Source organism: Streptomyces sp. DSM 106670, from assembly GCF_055792845.1.
This window is the reverse complement of record NZ_JBSNCL010000002.1, coordinates 36,683-54,699: the sequence shown is the minus strand read 5'-3', so window position 1 is coordinate 54,699 and position 18,017 is coordinate 36,683. Positions and strand designations below refer to the sequence as shown.

Sequence of the window (18,017 nt, the reverse complement as noted above, 5' to 3'; positions counted from 1 at the left end):
TCCTTGCGGAATTGCCGTAAGGAGCCTTACGATTTCTTCATGGAGAAGCATCCCGTGCGGTACGCCAGCGGTCCCGCCCGCGTACCGCCCCTGTACAAGGAACTCGTCGAGCGATGGGGCGCGGCCGTCGGCGTGGAGAACGCCCGCACCCGCTGGGGGAAGCTGGTGGCCGCCGCCGAGGGCGGTGCCGTCACCCTGATCGCGATGGACACCGCGGAGAGCCTCGGCTACCCGGCATGGGCCGCCATCGCCCCCCTGGACACGGTCGCCGACCCCGCCCGGTGCCCGGTGTGGCCGCTCACCTCGGCCCGGGCCAAGCTCGCGGACGTGGTGCTGGCCGCCACCCAGTTCCCCGACGGAACACCGCAAATCCTCACCCGGCACCGTCGCCCGGTCGTCGCCCTGGTTGCCGCCCTCGCCCTGATCGACCTTCCACCGGACGGTGAGCGCGTCGAGATCGACACCTTCCTACGGGGCGGCGGCACCATCACCCTCGAATTCGATCCAGGGCAGGACGGTGCCACCGACGAGGAGGGCGACGTGCTCCAGGAGCCGGTCCCCGAGCGGTACATCGCTCGCGCCAAGGAGCCGGACGGCGCCGAGATCGGCCAGGGCGAAGGCGACACCGTCGCCGAGGCTCTGCTGCGCCTGTGGCACCTGCCCGCGTCCGTGTACTCGGACGAGCCGCCGATTGCCCCCCGGAGCAAATCCCGGCCCTTCTGATCACTACAAGGTCGACTCGGGGGCGGCCGGCGTCGACCAGCAAGAGCGCGAGTGGCAGCTCTACTTCCGGGCGGAGGTAGAAATCGCCGCGCAAAGGGCCCGGTCGGCGTAGACGCCGTGAACCCCCGCGCGAGGGCGGCTTGTCCTCGCATCTTGCAACTGCACCACCTGTGAAAGGAATTCGATGAGCACGCCTACCACCGACTCGCCAGCCCTGATCCGCCGGATCTACGACGGCTACACCGGGCTGTACGTCCATAGCATCGTCACTGAGGCCGCCGCCCTCCTGGACGCATACCTCGCCACCGCCGAACAGCACGGCCTGGACCGCAAGGCCGCCGACGACGGAGGGTGGCTCGCGCTCAGCGCCGCCGAGGCGGTCGCGCGGAAGTACAGCCGCCCCGCCGCCGAGCGGACGTCCGCCGAGCTGCACCAGCTCGTGCGCGACCTGAACACGGCACTGACCGCTGAGGGCCTGGAGATCGTGCCCGCCCAGATCCGGATGGGCACGAGCGTGGCCCCACTGCCCGGCGGCCCCACCTGGGGAACGAACGGCGGCCTGACCATCGCGCTCTACTCCGACAGCGGCTGGCACCTGATGGTCAACGCCGCCCGCACGACGGTCCACACCATCCACGCCCCCGACACCCCCGACGGCATCCGCGAGATCGCCCAGCTCCTGCACGGCGTCCTGCGCGGCGACATCGCCGACCCGTTCCGGAAGCGCCGATGACCGCGGTGAACCGCTCCGAGCCTCCGGGGGACGCTCCGCCGCTGCTCGCGTGGAACAGCGCGACCGTCATGATGACGACGGCCTTCGGCGTCACCGCGAAGGCGCACATGCTGAACGGCAGCGGGCCGCCGACCGCTCACCCCGGCGGACACGGCCTCACGCGACCTCCTGGACTCCTACGGCTGCCGCTGTTCGCAACCCAGCCCGCGAACAGCACGCCGTAGATCGCGGCCGGGCGAGGCGGCCGTTCTATGGACGTTCGGTCCTGCCGCTACTCAAACTGAAGAACGCTGCACCAAGATGACCTCGCTCCAAATGTGCACTCTTGATATTCCGGAATGTTTCACGCAAGGGGGATAGCAATGATGAAGAAGAAGAGGTATCCAGTCCAGAGGGATTCGGCGACTGGCGGGGAGCAGTATTCTGACGCCGAGAGGTCCTACATTCTAAGAATGATCATCTGGTGCAACCTGGGATTTATGCTGCTCCTCGGCATCATTTCCTTCACCGTCGTATGGGTTCTTCCATACCTGAAGGCGCGTATCGAGATGATTCCGTAAAAGATGATGGCAACGGCCATCGTTGGCCACCAGAAGCGACTGCGCGGAGAAACTTTCCCGCGCAGTCGCGATTTCAAGTCCGTGCGGGGAAGGGCCGGTCGGACAGGACGAGATTGATGAGTTGCTCGGTGACGGGTTCGAGGGAAATATCGTAGGTTCGAGCGACCTGTTGGAGCCGGGAAATTGCTTTGCGGACTCCGGCGGTGTTTCCGGCGCCCCATTCGATGTTCATCCAGTCCCGGTAGAGCACCTCGGCGGTCTCGTCGATCTCCAGCCCGCGGAGGGCTGCCCGGCGGGCGGCGTCCAGATCGGGCTGGTTGCCTTCGGTGTGCCGGACAGCCAGCGTGTGGGCAGTGTCGACGATTCGCGAGATCATCTCCTGTTCTACCGAGTCGGCCCACGAGAAGTTCCGCCCTTCGAACGGCTTGCCCCGCAGCAGAGCGAGCGCGTTCTCCAGGTCCTCGGTGCCGCCGTTCGGGTCGGCGAGGCCTCGGGTGGCCAGGTCCTGGAACCGCCGCCAGTCCGAGGTCACTTCAGGGTGGAAGCTGTAGCCGTGCTTGGGACGGGGCAGATAGGGCTGCCCGTCGGAGGCGGTACCCAGGCGGGAGCGGATTTCGGAGAGCCGCGTCTGCAGCGTGCGGGTCGACCACGGGGTGACCGGGTCCATCGCGGTGCAGAGAAACTCAGCGGTACGGCCGGGGCGCAGGTGGATAAGCGCGGCCAGCGCGGCGACCTTCGGCCCGTGCCCGGAGTGGGTGATGCCGCTGACGGTCAGGGGCCCCAGCACCGAGATCTCCGGCGCCGAAGGTCCCTTGTCGCCCGATCCGGCCGGCGGCTCGTCCGGATCGGTACCGGAGCCTTCGGCCACGTCACCGGACTTCACGGCCGGGGCCTGCGTCGGCTCGCCCGGGGCGGGTTCCTCCCCCGGAGTGTCCGTCGGCACCGGGGACTCTTCCTTCACGGCCCGGGGGCCGACGGAAGCGAGGATAGAGGGAAACGGGTTGCCGGGATCGCTGTTGGCTTCGCCGTCGGACGTCCGGACCTGTAGCAGGGGGTGGGGTTCCGGGCGGTCAGCCGCTGCCGTCTGCTCGTGGGGTTCGGAGAGCTGCCAGGTTCCGGCGGCGGGCTCGGCCGGCTCCTCGGCGATCTGGAGGGCGTGAACGTACTGGCGGTACTGCTCGTCCGTCAGCCGCTGCAACTGCACCAGCTCGTCGCCGAGCTGGGGGAGCGTCACTCGGGTACCCGGCGCGGTTTCGACGCTCTCGGCCGAGGGGAACGCCGCACGTGTTGCCTCGTTGGCGGGCAGGACGATCGCGATGGGCAGGTCCCGGGCAGCCGAGACGGCGTCGGCGAGCTGCCAGGCCTGTTCTGCATCAACGTCGCCGGCGCAGACCAGGATCCACGGCAGAGGTTCGGGCATGTCCGGGCCGCCGCCCTGCTGATGAACCTCCAGGAGCAGTGCGCCGAGGTCCGCGACCACGGCGGACACGTGGGGCAGCGGCCGGACCCGGCCGCGGGGCAGCAGTGTTGCGAGGCGGCTGCCGAGACCAACCGTCAGGATCTCGGTGTGGTCGGTCCACCCGCACGTTCCGGCCTCCAATGCCATGGCCCTGCCGACGGCGAGAACGTCGTCGGCTGTGCCGTCGAGCAGCAGCGTCCCGGTGTACAGGAGATCAGCGAGCAGCAAGTCCCCGTTCTCCGTCGCCCCGAGCGTGACGAGCCCCGGGTAGGGGGCGTCGGGGATGTCCTCCGTGGTCTCGATGGCGAGCAGAGTGGCGTGTGCGTCGAGGACCCACCGCCCAGAGGTGGTTCCCTCGATGAAGGGCGCGATCGGCTCGGCAGCCTCGTCGAGGATGAGCTCGACGGTGCGGTCGGACAGCCGGGCCCCGCGCAGGACGGGCAGGTCCCGTTCCTCGGCGTGGGCGTGGAACGCGAGGGTGCGCAGCGCGGTGTCCAGGAGCGCGACTCCGGTGGGCCCGCCCTGGGTGTTGAGGACCTGCTCCAGCGGGGTGGGGTCGGCGTCGATGGCGATCGTCTCGCCCGCGCGGCGGCGGCGCTGCTGAAGGATCCGCTTGACCGCGAGCGTACCGGCCAGCGACGCGGCCAGGAGCGCGCCGATCCCGGCTGCCAGCGCGACCTGGTGCACACCACCGGAGGCCGACGTAGTGTCACCGGATTCCGGCGCCTGGGCCGTCGGAGCGGCCGTAGCGGACTGGGCGGGCCCTGAGGGGGAGGTCGCCTCGGGCGACTGGACCGGTGCTGGCGGCTTCGACGGCTGGGATGGAGTCGGCGTGGACGAGTCGGCGTCGTCGCGGTCCGGCTTCGCAGCGGCACCGCCCGAGTCCGCAGCATCCGGCTTCTTGACCTCCGCAGTCGCGGACGGCGAAGCGGATACGCGTGGGCTCGACGACGAGGCGGGCGGCGGGACTGCTTCGTTGTTCCTTGGCGTGTTGCTCTCGTCGGGACCGGCGGCCGGCGGCTCGACGTCCTGCTCTGCCGCATCGTCCGTAGCGCGGTCGGCGGCATCCCTTCCCGCGCCGGGCGCATCGGCCTGGGCGGGCAGGTCGAGCTTCTGCCCGGGGTAGAGCAGGTCGGGGTTGGTGAACGTGCCTCCGCCGGGCTGGGCTTCGCCCTTGTTCAGCTCGAAGATGGACGGGTAGGCGTTTGCGTCCCCGAGTTCCTTGTGCGCGATCTCCGAGAGGTTGTCGCCCGGTACGACCGTGTAGACCTCGCCGTCGGCGGTCGCCACCGTACGGTGCCCCTGGGGGCTGAGCCCGTCCCCGTCGTGCGCTTGTTGTGGCGCGCCATCGGCAGCTGCCGGGGCCGTTGCTGCTTCGGCCAGCGAGGCATCGGCGGGAAGGATCAGGGTCCATCCCGGCTGGATGGGGCCGTCGGCGCGGAACACGCCGCCGTCGGCCATCGTGTGCCCTGCGTTGAGATCGGCGATCTCCTCCCACCGGTTCCCGTCACCGAGCCGCTGCTCGGCGATCGACCACAGGCTCTCCGCGGGGCGTACCTCCAGCACGGTGTGCATGGCGGTGCTCTTCACCGCCTCAGCCGCTGGGGCCTGGTCGTGCGCGCCGCCCGTGGTGGTGATGCCGGACAGGACGGAGGCGACCGCGACCGGGGGAGAGGCCTGCGCCGGGGTTGCGGAGGCGGCCAGCGCGGTGCCGGTGGGCAGCGCGAGCAGGACCGCTCCGACCAGGGTGGCCGCCGCGCGCTGACCGACCAGCAACCGAACCTGGGGGACTGTGCGACCGCGTAGCTGCGCCGGGATCTCCAGCAGCACGGACAGAGCGAACAGCGCCCAGCTGACCCATCCGGCCACGGCCAGAGCAAGGAGGAACACCTGCCCCGAGTCCTGCGTCGACAGCAGGTTCCCCAACGCGCGCATGCCGTCGGGACCGACGGCCGCCGTTCCCCACCACAGCAGCAGCGGCAGTCCGGCCAGCAGCACCGCCAGCACAACGAGGCTGCCCGCGGCCCGCACGAGCGTGAGCACGGTGCCCGCGGTCCCCCGCGGCGTACGGTCCGGCCGGCGGGTGAGCCTGGTGGGCGGTGAGGAAGGCATCGAGTCGCCCTTCGAGTGGGGATGTTGGTTGGTGAGGAGCTATTCGGGCTGGGTCACGCCGTGCAGGAGCGTCGCGGTGCCGTGCCCGGTCACGCTCATGGAACCGATGCCCACCACGGGCAGAATCTTCGTGACGTAGGTGTCGGTGACGGTGACGGTGAGCTTCCGGCCGTCCGCCGAGGCGCTGACACGGCCGCTGACCCCGGCCGAGGACAGGTAGGCGTACGCGGCGGCGGTGGCGGCCGCCGGGTCCGCCCGGACTCCGGCGCCGGTGACCGCGCTGGCCGGGTCGATGGCCTGCCCACCGGCCCGCGCTGCTTCCATGGCGATTGCGTCGGCCCGTGCGGATGCCTGCATCTTCCCGCCGCCCTCCAGGATCAGTCCGATGATCCCGAGAAGCGCCACGGTGCAGATCGCGACGAACAGAACCACCCCTCCGTCGTCGCGCCGCATACGCTGGTGGAGACGGATCACGTGACGCATCCGCTCAGCCCTCCCTCGACCGGTAGGCGTCGACGACGGACCGGAACGTGCTCGTCATCGTCTTGGACCCCGGTGTGCCGGGCAGCAGCAAGTCATCGAACCGCGCCGTGCACTGCACGGTCACAGTGACGTACCCGACCTGCCCGACCGGCACGCTCAGTCCGCCAGCGTCCACGGACACGCTGCTGGACGCGCACGACACCCCCTGGTCGCCGAGCGAACGGGCTGCGGCCTGTGAGGCAGCGGACGATGCCGCCCCGTGAGTCCGCTCGATCGACGCCGCTCTCGCGGCGTCTTCCGCAGCGGCGTCGACCTTCCACCCGGCATCGACGATGCGCCCGGCAGCAACCGCGAGGCACAGGAAGGTCAGCAACAACGGGGTCACGATCGCCGCCTGGATCGCTTCGCTGCCCCGGTCCTGGCGGAGCCGGAGGCGAAGGCGACAAGGTGCTCGCCCTTCGGAGGTCATGGCGCCACCCATCGTTCCTGGGGGCCGGTCGCGGTCTCCGACACCTGAAGCGTGAGCAGCCCCGGCAGGATCGACATCGACGTCCCGGTGACCGTGACCCTGATCGTCTCCGTGGTACTTCCGGCCGAACTGGCGGATGCGTTACGCAGGGTATTGCCAGCGAGCCGGCCCGCGACCTCTTGCGCGCGGGTGGCGCCCGCGCCCGAAGACGCCTGGTAAGCGCCGCCCGCATTGACACCCTGGCGGGCCGCGGTCATCGCCGCCGAGCTCGCGTGCTGGAACAAGAAGTACTGCACGGTGAAGAGCGTGGCCAGAATGACGGGGGGGAGCACGATCACCATCTGGATGCTGGTGTCACCCCGGTCTCTGCCAGCAGACAGCCAGCGGCCCAGAACTGTTGAACGGCTCACCTCACAATCCGGTGATCTGGGCGCCGTACTTCGACAGCAGGTTACCGATAAGGCCCGCGATGACCAGGGCTCCAGTGATGGTGGCGACCCAGATGATCACGGTGGTGATGGAGACGTCACCCGTGTCGTCGCCCCTGGCACGGCCCTGGGCGATCCGGTCGCCGATCCACCGGACCGGGGCCGACAGACGGTTGAGCGTTGTACGCATGATGGTGTTCTCCTTCTTCACTCTGTTGGAGGTCAGGCCGTCAGGACGCTGATGACGGCGGGGAAGGCGATGAGGATCATGACCAGGACCGCGAGGAGAGCGCCGGGGGCGGTCATCTTCTCGCTGTCCGCGTTGGCCTCGGTGGCCTGCTCGGACAGCAGCTGCGCGCGCAGGTTCTTCGACCGGGAGCGCAGCGTCATGTAGACGGAGGCTCCGTCATCGCTGGACTGCCGCATGATCGCGGCGACGTCGTCCAGCACGGGAAGGTCAAGCTCGCGGGTGAGGCGCTCCAGGGACTCCCAGTGGGCGACCTTGTCGACGCGGGAGCGAGCCAGGGCGTCCTGGATCCGGCGGAACGCCCACCCCTGCCCGACCTGGGCGGCCTGCTCCATGGCCTGCTCGGCGCTGGTGTTCCCGGCCCGCCGTAGCGCGACCAGTTCGAGGTAGGCGGCCATGGCGTGCGCGAACTCCTCCCGCGCCCGCTTGGCCTGATCGCGCAGCGCGAGGTCCGGAGTGAACCACAGCAGCGCCCCGAACAGCAGGCCCACCGCGGCGGGCAGGTAGATGGGCATGCCGAGGAACAGCAGGAAGGGCAGGGTGCCCAGCGGCGGGACCAGCAGCCCGCCTCCGGCCAGGGCCACCTTCGTGAGCAGGAACCGGCCCGGCGACTGTCCCACCAGGGCGAGATTTCGGTGGGGGATCTTCACCCCGGGGACCGTCTGGAGGTGCTCGACCAGCCAGGCTCCCCACCGCTCGTCGCGGTCCGCGCTCAGCGACTCCGGGGCCGGGGTGGCGGGCTGGTTCAGCCGCTGCAACGCCGGACCGAGCGCCGGAACCGGGCGGGCCAGCTCCCGCACCAGCAGAGCGACACCGGCCCCGGCCGTGCACCCGGCGATGACCGCACCAACGGAAATCATGCTGTCTCCTCAACACGCTCGACCGGGGAGGCCGGTGACGGCAGCGCCACGCGGGAGCGGGGATCCTCGACGAGGAACCGGGGGACCGGCCGGTGCTCCGCGAGCTGCCGCATCCACACCAGAACCCCGACGAACCCAGCCATCAGCAAGGTGAGAACCATCTGCCCCAGCAGCGTTCCGTACGGGGCGGTGTAGCTCGGTACGAGCAGCCCGGCACCGACCACGCCCAGCGTGATGAACGTCATCCACCGCACGGTGGTGCGGGACTTGGACCGGTCCGCCTCGATCGCCCGCCGCTTCGCGACCTCCTCGTGGACCGCTTCCGCGAGGTCCTCCAGCGCCTGCGCGAGACCGGGGCCCCGATCGGAGGCGGACAGAATCAGCGCGGCGACGACCTTGTCCGACGTGACGTCGTCCAGCGAGTCGCCGAACGCCCTCAGCGCATCGGTTGGGCGCCACCCCACCTGAAGCCGGTCGACGAGATCGCCGACCTCCTCCGCGATGGGCTCCGGCGCGCCCTTGCGCGACACCTTCAACGCCTCGTCCAGGCCCCGGCCCAGCCGCAGCACATTCGCCAGCCGCTGCGTCCAGTCGCCCAGCGCCTCCAGCCGCCCGATCCGTACGGTCGCCCCCTTGGTCGGCGAGAGCAACCACGGAACGCCGACCGCGACCAGCACGGCCAGCACGCCGAGGACGAATACCCCGGTCACCAGCCACAGCACCGCCCCGACGACCGCCCCGGCGGCCAGCCGGTTGCGGCGCTGGACCCGGGCGTCACGGTCGGCCTTCCCCGGCCGGGCCCGTAGCCGGGCCGCAAGTGACGGCCCGGCGGGCGCCGATGTGCCGACGACGCCCGCGATCAGACCGACGATCCCGCCGGCCACGGCGAGCCCGCACACCACCCACAGCAGCAGACTGCTCATGACGCCCCCTGGACCATCAGGGGCAGCGCCCCGGACCAGGTGCCCTGCTGGGCGTTGAGCAGGTCGGAGTCGAACCCGGCCCGCCGCAGATCGTTGATGCACCGCGGGTGCATCAACGGCACCGCCCGCGGCTCGTTCCACTCCGGGCGCGGCCCGAAGATCGCGTTGGTGTCCGGTCGGCCTCCCTCACCGATCCCGGTCACTTCCAGCACGTGCGAGACGAACCGGTGCCGGTGCCCGCCGATCTTCGTCTCGTCGACGGAGCTCACGAACACGATGAAGTGCAGCCCGTTCGCGGCCTGCCGGTAAGCCAGCTGCTCGGACATGTTCGCCTGGGCCAGCAGGTACAGCTCCGCGATCCGGTCGAACACCACCTGCGGGCCGATCGCGTGCAGGGTGCACAGGTTGCCGCCCTGACCGTTCGTCATAGCCTGGAGCATCGCTACGATCTCCGGGCCGCGGACCTCACCGACCACGATCCGCGCCAGCGTCATCCGCAGCGCCCGGTACATCAGGTCCATGAGCGTGATCTCGCCCGCGCTGTGACCGTCGACCCACTCCCCGTTCGACTGCCGGGCCTCCATCGGCACTACCTGCTGGTGGTACCCGTTCTCGTGGGCGAACAGCTCGTACTCGGTCTCCAGCGTCGCGAACCGCTCGTTCGGGTCGATCTCCTTCAGCAGCGCCCGCAGCAGCGTCGTCTTGCCCGCCGCCTGGCCGCCGACGATCATCACGTTCTTCTCGGCCCGTACGCAGGCCCGCAGGAACGACTCCAGCGTCGGGTCGATCATCCCCAGGCCCACCAGGTCGCCCAGGTCCGCGTGCCGCATGCTATGCCGGCGGATCGTCACGTACGTCCCCGGCGTGACGTCGATGACCGCCTGAAGCCGCGATCCGTCCTCCAGCCGCAGCGCGAGGAACGGATCAGCGGTCGACAGACTCCTCTCGCTCTGCCCCGTGGTACGCCGGGCCACGTCCCGCAGCAGCTCCCGTAGCTCCTCATCGGAGTCCGCGACCGGCGCGACCTGGACCCGCCGCCCATCGGTGAAGTCCAGCCACACATCGCTGTATCCGTTGATGAAGATGTTCTCCACCGCCGGGTTGTCCAGATGGGCCTGCAGGCGCCCGGCACGGAACTGGAGGTCGAACACCGCCTGCGCGATAGCCGCGTCCTCGGCCTTGGACGTCGACGTCCCCCGCTTGACCGCCTCGGCGTCCGACCAGATCGCGACCTGCTCGTTGATCAGGGCCCGGCCCTGCTGCTCCTGCGTCGCCGGACTCAGCCCCGGCGACGCCCGCAACAGAGCGGTCAGCCGCTCACCGACCTCCCGCTTGATCAGCCGGACAGCCGCGTAGTCGACGACCGGCTGCACCCCCACGCCCTGATCCGGCAGCGAGCCCGGGCCGGGAACGGAACCCGGCCCCGCCGAACGGTGCATCTGCGAACGCGCGGCCGCCGGACTCGCCGCGCGCTGCGGGGCGGCGATCCGCTCCGCGAACGGGGTGACCTGCGGATTGTGATGCAACGGACTAGCCCGCACGGGACACCCCCTGACCGGCCCCGGCCGGCGCAGCCAGCCGTGCCCGCCGTACGTCGACCAGTTCCCGCACACGGCTGGTTGCCGAGCGGGCGGCGCGCATCAGCTCGCTCGTCTCGAACTTCCGAGGCTGCGGCGCCCCGTCGGACAGGACTTCCGCCTCGACCGGCCGCCACGGCATCGTCGCGACCACGTCGGCACCCAGGTGCTTGGCGACCTCGTCCCTGACGAACGGGCCCCGGTCCACGAGCACGAGACCGATCTCCGTCGTCGATCCGAACTGGTCCCGCATCGCGTCGAGCCTCACCTGGGCACTCTGCAGGCCCCGCAGTGTGTTCCGGGCCACCAGCAGCACCAGGTCCGCCCGCTGGGCGAGTACCGACGACGGGCCGACTGCCCCGCGCCGGCCCAGGTCCACCAGGATGTCGTGCTGATGCTTCTCGACCCCGGCGAACAGGTGCGCCAGTTGATCCCACACCGCGCCCATGGACGACGCGTGCGCGGGGTCGTACAGCCCGGGCAGCACCAGCCGGTCGCGGCTTCCCGCGTCGGTCACGTCGACGAGCTGCCGCCAGAACGCCTCAGCGAGCTGGTTCTGCCGCCCTGCGACGGCGAGGTTCCGAAGCCCGTGGGTGTTGCCGATCGTCCCCTGGAGCGCACCGGGCAGGATCGCTCCGCCGTCCGGGTCGCACTCGGCCAGCACGACCCGGTGCCCCGTCTCCAGCGGCCACGTCAGCAGCAACGCCATCGCCGTGGTGGTGACGCCGGGGGCCCCGAGCCCTCCGGCCAGCGCGATGACCGCCATCAGCTGCCGTCCCGGGCATCGATGATGATTGCGACGTTTCCGGTCGCGACCTGGGCGGCGAGCCCCGGGCCGTACTTCGCGGGCACCGCCACGTCGATGACGATGTTGCCGGTGCCGACGGCCGGGGCCCCAACCGCGACCACCGTGGCCGGCAGCGACTTCGGGGTGCCGGGCTGAGCCGGCGCTTCTGAGCCAGCAGCATCCGGATCTGGAGTGCTGACCACCAGGACCCGCTGCTTGAGGTTCAGCTTCGTCGCCAGGAGCTGGTTGGGCTTCAGGCTCACGCCCACCACTTGCTCTCCGGGACCGACGAGCACTTCCTTCGTCACCTGGGCGGGGGAGAGGAGGTTGCCCGCACGCAGGTCCACCGCCGCCCGCTGGCCGATCAGGCTGTCGCTCTGGGAAGCCTTCACCGACTTCACCGCCGGATCGAGCGCGATCGACGCCTGGGCGAGGTCTTCCTTCTTGATGAGCGATCCGACCGGTACGTCCCGGCTGACGACGACCACCGCCGAGCGCTGTCCGGACGCTGCGTACAGCACGGCGCCCGACAACCCGCCCGCCGCGATCAACGCGACCGACAGGGCGATCAGGCCTGGGCGGCGACGGCGCTGCCTGACCAGCCGGGGCGCCGCCACGGGCTTCGCGGACGATCCGCCCTGGCCGGGCACCTGCGCGGCCGGTCCGGGGGCGATGGTGCTGCTCTTACTCACGATCTGCTGCCTCCTGACAGGCGGGCAGACCGAATCCGGCTCCCTGCCTGTGAACGAATGGGGCCCGAGGGCCAGAAAGAGGGGATGCTCAGGGGGGACCTAGTTGACGACCTGGACCTCGCCGACGGAGATATCCACCGCGCTGTCGCGGAGCTCGGTCAGCTGGCCGCTCTGCCCGCCACCGTTCCAGTCGATGACCCAGGTCGACGTCGCTGTCACGTGATACTTCGACGCCTTCGTGTACTGGTGCCCGCAGTCCGGCGACGGCTCCGCTCCGAACTTCGCGTTGTACGGCGTCCCCGCGGTGGTGCAGACGACCTTCTTGCCGTCGCCCATCGACCACACGATCCTGCTGACCTTCGCGGTCGCGGTCACCGTGACCCCGCCCGCCGAAGCGGACGCCGTGTTCGGCCCGTACGTCTCCGCGCCCGTCTCGGTCCACAGATACACCGGCATGCCCACCACGCCGGTGCCGCCCGGCTTCGGCGTGATCCCGATCGCTGGACCGCGCAGAAGCATCTTGTCCAGGGCCCGCTGGGCAAGGACTGCCGGGCTCACGGCTTCCGGCCCCGGGCCGCCGGGCCCGAAGTACTGCAGTGTCGTGGTCTCCCCGCAGGTCACGTACCACAGCGCACCGCCGTCGGACGGGTCGTGCCCCTCCCAGAGGCCGCTGCCGAGCACGGGCTGGCTCTCGGTGTCCTCGTACCCGTTGGCCTTCTTGTACGTGCACTTGGGCTTGTCATCCGACGCGCCACCCTCGCCGCCGCCGGCCTGCGACCCGGAGCCCTTGGAACCGGAAGAGCCACCGGTTCCAACTTCCGTGCAGATCCACTTCCCGCACGTTCCCACCCCGACGTTCGGCTCGTCCGCGTGGGACGGTCCGCTCAACGCCAGAGCGGCCAGTGCGCCCGCCGCGAACGCCCCGAGCGAGCGACCCCGGGTCAGCACACCTCCTCCGTCGGCCGGTCCCGAACGACCCTCCAGCCCTGGGGCCACTTCTCCACGGTGGACTCCACCGTGTACTTGGTCAGCCGCTTTGACGGGAGCGAAACCGGCTTGCCCGTCTCCGCGTTGAGGACGTTCCACTCTCTGATGTCCAGGCAACTGGACAGGAACACGTTGGGCACCTTGCGGTTGAGGTCGGACTTGAGGACCCTCGGCGAGCCCACCGTGACCTTCCCGGTGATGACCTGGTTCGCGTCGCGCATCTGCTTGATGTCCTGCTTGGCGCTGACCAGCGCCTCGGCCACCGCGTACTGCTTCAGCCCATCGGTCTTTGCCCCCGTATCGGCGTAGATGCCTTGCATCTCCCGCCAGTACGCCTGGTAGACGGCGATGGCCTCGGCGTGGGCGGCTTCGCCCGGGCTTTCCGACTTCGTCGCCGTCGGCGTGGGAGTCGGTTTCTCAGCGGCTGAGGCCGGTGCGCTCGGCGCGGGCTTCTCATCCGCCGGATCGTCGGTGGAACACGCGGTGGCCGCCGAGAGCGTCGCTACGGCCGCCAGGGCAACAAGCACACGGCCCCGGTTCCGTTCGCGAAACCTCACCCGACCGCGTTGCGCTGACAGTGACACCGCGCCTCCCCGTGCATATGCCGTGACGTGCTCCGACCAGGACTGGCGATCCGGGGCCACAAGCAGCGTCTTCGCGTCACAAAAAACAAACCCACCGGTCTATTCCAGTACCTTACGCAAAGATGCCCCCGTAGCCCACCCTTCTCTGCTAGATCACACCAGCACCAGGAACAACGACCGTACCTATCATCCGTGATGGCCTGGTATCCGCAGATTCATCCAACGGGACCTCTCGATGAACCTGCAGGGCCGATAAGGGCCAGGTGATCAGAAAACGGACCACGCGGTCCACTAACCGACAGGTGCCGGTGCCGACCTCGTACAAAGGAACCACCGGCACCGGCTGAACCGCGCCCGGCCGCTCGCCGCCTCGATCGAGGCCCGGTCAGCGGCCTCCTCGCACGACACCGCCCACCTCCTCCTGCGAGCGCTCGCTCCCGCCGGACCCACCGGGCTGCCGACGACGCTGGAACAGAGCCCCCTCGCGCGGCCCGTGATCTTCTCTCCCCGTATCGAGCGACGACGCAGCCGCGATGAGGATGCCGATCTGCTCAGCGAAGTGAGGCCCCGGCAGGGGCAGGTCGACGTCCGGCTCGTCATGGACGTACCCGACCGCGACCGCCGTCGGCAGATACTGCATGAGCGCGTCCACGACCTCGGACCGGCGCCGCTCAGCCCGCCGGATCAGCTGGCGGAACACCCGCAGCACCGTCGGCGTGCTGGTGTCGAGGTTGAGAGCCTGGACCGTCTCCGGGACCTTCCAGGTCCCACCTCGGGCAGCCGCACCCTCGCTGTCCGCCGACGCTGCGCGCGCCGGCGGCGCGGCGCCCGTGTCCGTCTGCCGATACCACCAGGCCGCAGCCTCGCTCTCGCCGAGCGAGAGATGGTGCAGGTACAGGCAGTACGAGGCAGCCCGGTCACCGGCACCGGAAGCGTACTGCCACCAGGACCTGGCGCCGTCCTCCGAATCGGCCAACTGGAGGATGCAGCCCAGAACCCGAGCGCCGTCCGGCCCCGGAAGCTGCTCGGTGACGAAGCCGCTGAGCGCCGACGCCGGAGCGCTGGAGACCAGCGCCTCGCAGAGAGCCGACAGGTCCTGCGACGCTGCCTCGCTGAGCGGATCCGGGCCGTCCGGCCTCCGCGAGGAGCCGACGGACTCACTGGCGCCCCCGTACAGCTCGTCGTACGGGTCCTTCGGCGAGCGAGGGTTGGCGACAAGGAGCGTCCGGAGCAGAAGTTCGTCGATTGTGGTCACGGGGCATTCCCTTCGGGGTTGCTTTCGGCGACGAGAACGGATTCCAGCACGTGCCTGGCGTGCCGCTCGTCGGACCGGACGGAGGCAATCGGAACGCCGAGAACATCGGCAACGGCAGAGGGGGTCATACCGAGCAGATTCCGCAGGACCATGACGTCGAGCTGTTGGTCGGGCAGGCGGCTCATGGCCTTGAACACCGCCGAGGACTCCTCGTACTGACGGAACCGCGCCTCGTGAGTCCGAGCTTGTGCCAGGGCGACGGTGTCGAACGCGGACACGCCGAAGCTCGGGCAGTCGTCGACGTGAGGGGTCCTCGACATCACGCTGTACCGGAGGATCGCCCACGCGAACCTCACCACGTCCGAGCTGGACAGCGCTTCGTCCCAGCGCAGCCACAGGATGTCGAAGGTCTCCGCCAGCGCCTGGTCCGCCAGCCCGTAGCCCCGGAGGAAGACGCTCGCGTAGGCCATGTACGGCCCGTGCTGCAGCTCCATGAACGCCCGGTGGTCGAGCGGTGGTACCTCGGGACTGGTGGAGATCAGCATCGGCTCGCCGGCCGACCGGTCGATCCACTCCTGCTTCTTGTGCGCATCCAGCGCGGCCGACGCCCACAGCCGACGCATCGGCCACGTCGGGATCTGCAGCTCCTGGAGCAGAGCGTTCGTGATCTCCCACCGCGGATACAGCCCCGCACCCCGAAGGAGTTCGGAGATCTTCGACTTCGCCCACCCCGTCCTGAGGTACAGCTCGTTGATCGTCAACCCGCTGGCCAGGAAGCTGGAGCGCAGAGGTTCCAGCCAGGCCCGATGGGCGCTGCCGACACCGTCGGCGATCGGCCCCAGCTTGCGGCCCGGCTTACCGGACCCCCCATCGGGGCGCTGGGGCATCTCGGAAGGCGGATTCACCCGGCGCGCTCCTCGTCTCCGAGGAGAGGAGCCTGCCCGACCACTGCCGTGCGGTCGACCGGAGCGGATGCCGTCTCCGAGCTGACGGAGGTGCCGGACTGTCGCCCGGCGTGGACGACCTGCTGCACGATCAGGACGAGCGAAGGGACGAGCGCCGCGATAGCGGCGATGTACCCGAGCGCGGCCATCACCACGCTCCACACCAAGACGATCAGCAGCGTGACGACGATCAGAACCTGTTGCTTGGACATCGAGACCTTTCCCTCTGTACGTAGTCCGGAAGCTCCCGAGCAGCGGTGCCGAATCGCAGCTCGGGGTCGAACCAGCATGGAGGGCGACAAGGCCGTTACACCACGTGATCATGGAATCTCGGAACAATGCCGTGGATCGCGGAACAACTCCGTGGGCGGACCGGCGGCGGAGAAGCCCATCGACCCGGAAACTCGCACAGCAGTCGGACATACTTGCCTGTTGACGCACCTTCAGGGAGAAGTTCCTGGATTTCCTTGAAATCCTGCGCCGCGCGACCGCCAATGGAACACGACGCCCTTGTGCGTCGGACCTTCCAGTCCGGAAGGAGGGCGCCCCCGTGCCGAGAACGATCAGGGGGCGCGCACTCGCTCTCGCCTGGCCGCGACAGAAGGCCAGGCGAGAGCGGCCCGCAATGCGGACGAGGCGAACCTACCTGCTGATGCCGACATCTGCTGCCGGCGTGCACCGGCCTGACCAACCCCCGTACGACCGTGCCCGCCAGACAGCAGGTCAGGCGGTGCCGGCGTATGCGATGGTGAGGACGGTCATCGTCAACGTGTCATGGCCGAGCAGAAGTACCGCGGTGACGTGCCCCTGGGCAACGGTGCGGATGACTCCGTCGTCCTGCCCGTACGGCTCCGACCCGGCGATCGGGTCCTGCTGGGCATCGACCAGGGCGAGCGCGAGGTCCCGCCGGGCAGGCTCGGGCAGCTGCTTGTAGACGTCGAAGACGTCGGCCGGGAAGTGAAGCCGGTACGTCACGCCGCTCCCTGACCGCGCTCGCTCCGGGGTACCCGCCGAGGCTCCGCGTCGTCAAGGACCTCGGCCGTGACGTCCCGGGTCTCCAGCTCCGCGGGCAGGCCACCGTGCGCCTTCATGTGGGCGCGCGCCGCCTCGATGAGCGGCCGCGCCGACTCCAGCTGCGCGGCAGCCGCAGCCCACCCGTCCAGCACGCCGGGCAGGTCCTCGATCGGGGTCAGGTTCACGTCCTGGAGCAACTGCTGCCGGGACGCCGAGTGCGGCAGCGTCACATGCAGCCGGTCCACGGTCCATTCCTCGTGCCTCATACGCCCTCCCGGGTCACGCCGGACAGCCAGGGTAGCGCGCAGGGCCGGGATGTACCGGCCCTGGCCACTTCAGCCCCCGTTGCGCCCACGAAGGATCAACGGCTCCCACGGCAGTTCGAGATCCTGGGGTCCCACGTACGTCTCGGCTGAGACGTCCATCGACGCCCTTACCGTCGTCGGTCCGGTCCGATGGACCACGAGCGTCGGGATGCAGATGTCCGTCATCACCTCGGCAGGATGATCGCGGTGCAGATAGGTGTACATACGGCGGGACAGATCGGGCTCGACGTCCATGACGGTCGTCAGGAGCAGCGGCATCTTGATGCGGATGCGCCGGACGGTGTTGACGAGTTCGTCGCCCCAGGACGGCTCCGTCGCGGGGTCGATATCCGGGTCGTCCCAGCAGTCGTCGGCGTCGACGGCCGCGGTCGCCGGGGCCGGAGCCAGCCGTTCGTAGCGCTCGATGACGACGAGCTGGGGCTGCTTTCCGTTGATCGGCTGCTTCGCCCGTACGTTGACATGTTCCGCGGTCGGCCTTGGCATCTCGTCCACGGCCAGCCACTCGCACTGCCCGTCAGGCGGATACCCCGTGTACAACACGGTGGGAATGCCTGCCCGGGCGGCGTGCACGGCCACGTCGCGGCCGACCTTCGCCTCGCGGGTCCCGCGCTGCGCGACGATGCCGACCTTGTGCCAGTAGGCGAGGTCGGCGACCTCGGTGAGGGCTGGCCATGGGGTCGGCACGGGAATCTGCTGATTCCCCGGTCCTTGAAGGTGCCTCTCCCGATGTTCCTTGGCCAGTTCGGCAACGGTCTTCATCCTGCCTCCTCCGATTGACTCACCAGTATTCCTCCGGACTTGGCGGTTGTGGGCTGATTTGCGAACGGTGGCTGGATAGCCGATCTCCGAGCGGA

General features: G+C 69.6%; 22 protein-coding genes. 4 read left to right on the top strand and 18 right to left on the bottom strand.

All coding sequences use genetic code 11. From position 1 onward, the window contains the following. The first annotated feature begins 39 nt into the window (after window positions 1–39). The 4 genes from ACSMXR_RS36320 to ACSMXR_RS36305 all read left to right on the top strand — a co-directional run bounded on the left by ACSMXR_RS36320 (window position 40) and on the right by ACSMXR_RS36305 (window position 2,016). Window positions 40–723, top strand: coding sequence for a type II toxin-antitoxin system Phd/YefM family antitoxin (locus tag ACSMXR_RS36320; RefSeq protein ID WP_473172553.1), 684 nt, complete (start codon window positions 40–42; stop codon window positions 721–723). Window positions 724–907: 184 nt separating this feature from the next. Further along, window positions 908–1,456, top strand: a complete 549-nt coding sequence (locus tag ACSMXR_RS36315; protein ID WP_473172552.1) for a hypothetical protein — start codon at window positions 908–910, stop codon at window positions 1,454–1,456. Beyond that, on the top strand, window positions 1,453–1,680 hold the full coding sequence (locus ACSMXR_RS36310; RefSeq protein ID WP_473172551.1) for a hypothetical protein: 228 nt from the start codon (window positions 1,453–1,455) through the stop codon (window positions 1,678–1,680). The genes ACSMXR_RS36315 and ACSMXR_RS36310 overlap by 4 nt, the downstream gene beginning before the upstream one ends. Before the next feature lie 138 nt (window positions 1,681–1,818). Then, entirely contained in the window at window positions 1,819–2,016 is a 198-nt protein-coding gene (locus tag ACSMXR_RS36305) for a hypothetical protein (protein ID WP_473172550.1), read from the top strand. A gap of 73 nt (window positions 2,017–2,089) precedes the next feature. Here ACSMXR_RS36305 and ACSMXR_RS36300 read toward each other — a convergent pair whose 3' ends face one another. The 18 genes from ACSMXR_RS36300 to ACSMXR_RS36215 form a co-directional block, all read right to left on the bottom strand. After that, a complete protein-coding gene (locus tag ACSMXR_RS36300) occupies window positions 2,090–5,518 on the bottom strand; it encodes a LysM peptidoglycan-binding domain-containing protein (protein ID WP_473172549.1) in 3,429 nt (1,142 codons plus the stop codon). A 108-nt stretch (window positions 5,519–5,626) separates the two neighbouring features. Continuing rightward, on the bottom strand, window positions 5,627–6,070 hold the full coding sequence (locus ACSMXR_RS36295; RefSeq protein WP_473172548.1) for a TadE/TadG family type IV pilus assembly protein: 444 nt from the start codon (window positions 6,068–6,070) through the stop codon (window positions 5,627–5,629). Between the two features lie 4 nt (window positions 6,071–6,074). Then, a complete protein-coding gene (locus ACSMXR_RS36290; protein WP_473172547.1) occupies window positions 6,075–6,539 on the bottom strand; it encodes a TadE/TadG family type IV pilus assembly protein in 465 nt (154 codons plus the stop codon). Continuing rightward, the gene (locus ACSMXR_RS36285; RefSeq protein WP_473172546.1) at window positions 6,536–6,949 is read right to left on the bottom strand and encodes a TadE family protein; all 414 of its coding nucleotides are present in this window, start codon (window positions 6,947–6,949) and stop codon (window positions 6,536–6,538) included. The genes ACSMXR_RS36290 and ACSMXR_RS36285 overlap by 4 nt, the downstream gene beginning before the upstream one ends. Window position 6,950: 1 nt before the next feature. Next, entirely contained in the window at window positions 6,951–7,157 is a 207-nt protein-coding gene (locus ACSMXR_RS36280; RefSeq protein ID WP_473172545.1) for a hypothetical protein, read from the bottom strand. A gap of 32 nt (window positions 7,158–7,189) precedes the next feature. Next, the gene (locus ACSMXR_RS36275; RefSeq protein WP_473172544.1) at window positions 7,190–8,074 is read right to left on the bottom strand and encodes a type II secretion system F family protein; all 885 of its coding nucleotides are present in this window, start codon (window positions 8,072–8,074) and stop codon (window positions 7,190–7,192) included. Beyond that, on the bottom strand, window positions 8,071–8,997 hold the full coding sequence (locus ACSMXR_RS36270; RefSeq protein WP_473172543.1) for a type II secretion system F family protein: 927 nt from the start codon (window positions 8,995–8,997) through the stop codon (window positions 8,071–8,073). Before ACSMXR_RS36270 ends, ACSMXR_RS36275 begins: the two co-directional genes overlap by 4 nt. Further along, the gene (locus ACSMXR_RS36265) at window positions 8,994–10,538 is read right to left on the bottom strand and encodes a CpaF family protein (protein ID WP_473172542.1); all 1,545 of its coding nucleotides are present in this window, start codon (window positions 10,536–10,538) and stop codon (window positions 8,994–8,996) included. The genes ACSMXR_RS36270 and ACSMXR_RS36265 overlap by 4 nt, the downstream gene beginning before the upstream one ends. Next, on the bottom strand, window positions 10,528–11,340 hold the full coding sequence (locus tag ACSMXR_RS36260) for a CpaE/TadZ family protein (protein WP_473172541.1): 813 nt from the start codon (window positions 11,338–11,340) through the stop codon (window positions 10,528–10,530). Before ACSMXR_RS36260 ends, ACSMXR_RS36265 begins: the two co-directional genes overlap by 11 nt. Continuing rightward, window positions 11,340–12,053, bottom strand: coding sequence for an SAF domain-containing protein (locus ACSMXR_RS36255; RefSeq protein WP_473172540.1), 714 nt, complete (start codon window positions 12,051–12,053; stop codon window positions 11,340–11,342). The genes ACSMXR_RS36260 and ACSMXR_RS36255 overlap by 1 nt, the downstream gene beginning before the upstream one ends. A gap of 99 nt (window positions 12,054–12,152) precedes the next feature. Continuing rightward, entirely contained in the window at window positions 12,153–13,001 is an 849-nt protein-coding gene (locus ACSMXR_RS36250) for an ATP/GTP-binding protein (RefSeq protein ID WP_473172539.1), read from the bottom strand. After that, window positions 12,995–13,567 carry a hypothetical protein gene (locus tag ACSMXR_RS36245; protein ID WP_473172538.1) on the bottom strand — a complete coding sequence of 191 codons (573 nt, stop codon included), beginning with the start codon at window positions 13,565–13,567 and terminating at the stop codon, window positions 12,995–12,997. Before ACSMXR_RS36245 ends, ACSMXR_RS36250 begins: the two co-directional genes overlap by 7 nt. 442 nt (window positions 13,568–14,009) lie before the next feature. After that, a complete protein-coding gene (locus tag ACSMXR_RS36240) occupies window positions 14,010–14,879 on the bottom strand; it encodes a hypothetical protein (RefSeq protein WP_473172537.1) in 870 nt (289 codons plus the stop codon). Beyond that, window positions 14,876–15,784 carry a sigma-70 family RNA polymerase sigma factor gene (locus ACSMXR_RS36235; protein WP_473172536.1) on the bottom strand — a complete coding sequence of 303 codons (909 nt, stop codon included), beginning with the start codon at window positions 15,782–15,784 and terminating at the stop codon, window positions 14,876–14,878. Before ACSMXR_RS36235 ends, ACSMXR_RS36240 begins: the two co-directional genes overlap by 4 nt. Continuing rightward, window positions 15,781–16,035 (bottom strand): hypothetical protein, encoded by a 255-nt coding sequence (locus ACSMXR_RS36230; protein ID WP_473172535.1) that lies wholly within the window; start codon window positions 16,033–16,035, stop codon window positions 15,781–15,783. The genes ACSMXR_RS36235 and ACSMXR_RS36230 overlap by 4 nt, the downstream gene beginning before the upstream one ends. 511 nt (window positions 16,036–16,546) lie before the next feature. Next, window positions 16,547–16,798: a hypothetical protein gene (locus ACSMXR_RS36225; RefSeq protein ID WP_473172534.1), complete on the bottom strand. Its 252-nt coding sequence runs from the start codon at window positions 16,796–16,798 to the stop codon at window positions 16,547–16,549. Further along, window positions 16,795–17,103 carry a hypothetical protein gene (locus tag ACSMXR_RS36220; RefSeq protein WP_473172533.1) on the bottom strand — a complete coding sequence of 103 codons (309 nt, stop codon included), beginning with the start codon at window positions 17,101–17,103 and terminating at the stop codon, window positions 16,795–16,797. The genes ACSMXR_RS36225 and ACSMXR_RS36220 overlap by 4 nt, the downstream gene beginning before the upstream one ends. 69 nt (window positions 17,104–17,172) lie before the next feature. After that, a complete protein-coding gene (locus tag ACSMXR_RS36215; protein WP_473172532.1) occupies window positions 17,173–17,922 on the bottom strand; it encodes a hypothetical protein in 750 nt (249 codons plus the stop codon). Window positions 17,923–18,017: the final 95 nt, after the last annotated feature.

Coding starts and splice junctions, on each gene's coding strand:
- ACSMXR_RS36270 (WP_473172543.1), bottom strand. CDS start 8,997: ATGAGCAGTCTGCTGCTGTGGGTGGTGTGCGGGCTCGCCGTGGCCGGC.
- ACSMXR_RS36260 (WP_473172541.1), bottom strand. CDS start 11,340: ATGGCGGTCATCGCGCTGGCCGGAGGGCTCGGGGCCCCCGGCGTCACC.
- ACSMXR_RS36315 (WP_473172552.1), top strand. CDS start 908: ATGAGCACGCCTACCACCGACTCGCCAGCCCTGATCCGCCGGATCTAC.
- ACSMXR_RS36275 (WP_473172544.1), bottom strand. CDS start 8,074: ATGATTTCCGTTGGTGCGGTCATCGCCGGGTGCACGGCCGGGGCCGGT.
- ACSMXR_RS36290 (WP_473172547.1), bottom strand. CDS start 6,539: ATGACCTCCGAAGGGCGAGCACCTTGTCGCCTTCGCCTCCGGCTCCGC.
- ACSMXR_RS36320 (WP_473172553.1), top strand. CDS start 40: ATGGAGAAGCATCCCGTGCGGTACGCCAGCGGTCCCGCCCGCGTACCG.
- ACSMXR_RS36280 (WP_473172545.1), bottom strand. CDS start 7,157: ATGCGTACAACGCTCAACCGTCTGTCGGCCCCGGTCCGGTGGATCGGC.
- ACSMXR_RS36310 (WP_473172551.1), top strand. CDS start 1,453: ATGACCGCGGTGAACCGCTCCGAGCCTCCGGGGGACGCTCCGCCGCTG.
- ACSMXR_RS36295 (WP_473172548.1), bottom strand. CDS start 6,070: ATGCGTCACGTGATCCGTCTCCACCAGCGTATGCGGCGCGACGACGGA.
- ACSMXR_RS36215 (WP_473172532.1), bottom strand. CDS start 17,922: ATGAAGACCGTTGCCGAACTGGCCAAGGAACATCGGGAGAGGCACCTT.
- ACSMXR_RS36220 (WP_473172533.1), bottom strand. CDS start 17,103: ATGAGGCACGAGGAATGGACCGTGGACCGGCTGCATGTGACGCTGCCG.
- ACSMXR_RS36230 (WP_473172535.1), bottom strand. CDS start 16,035: ATGTCCAAGCAACAGGTTCTGATCGTCGTCACGCTGCTGATCGTCTTG.
- ACSMXR_RS36305 (WP_473172550.1), top strand. CDS start 1,819: ATGATGAAGAAGAAGAGGTATCCAGTCCAGAGGGATTCGGCGACTGGC.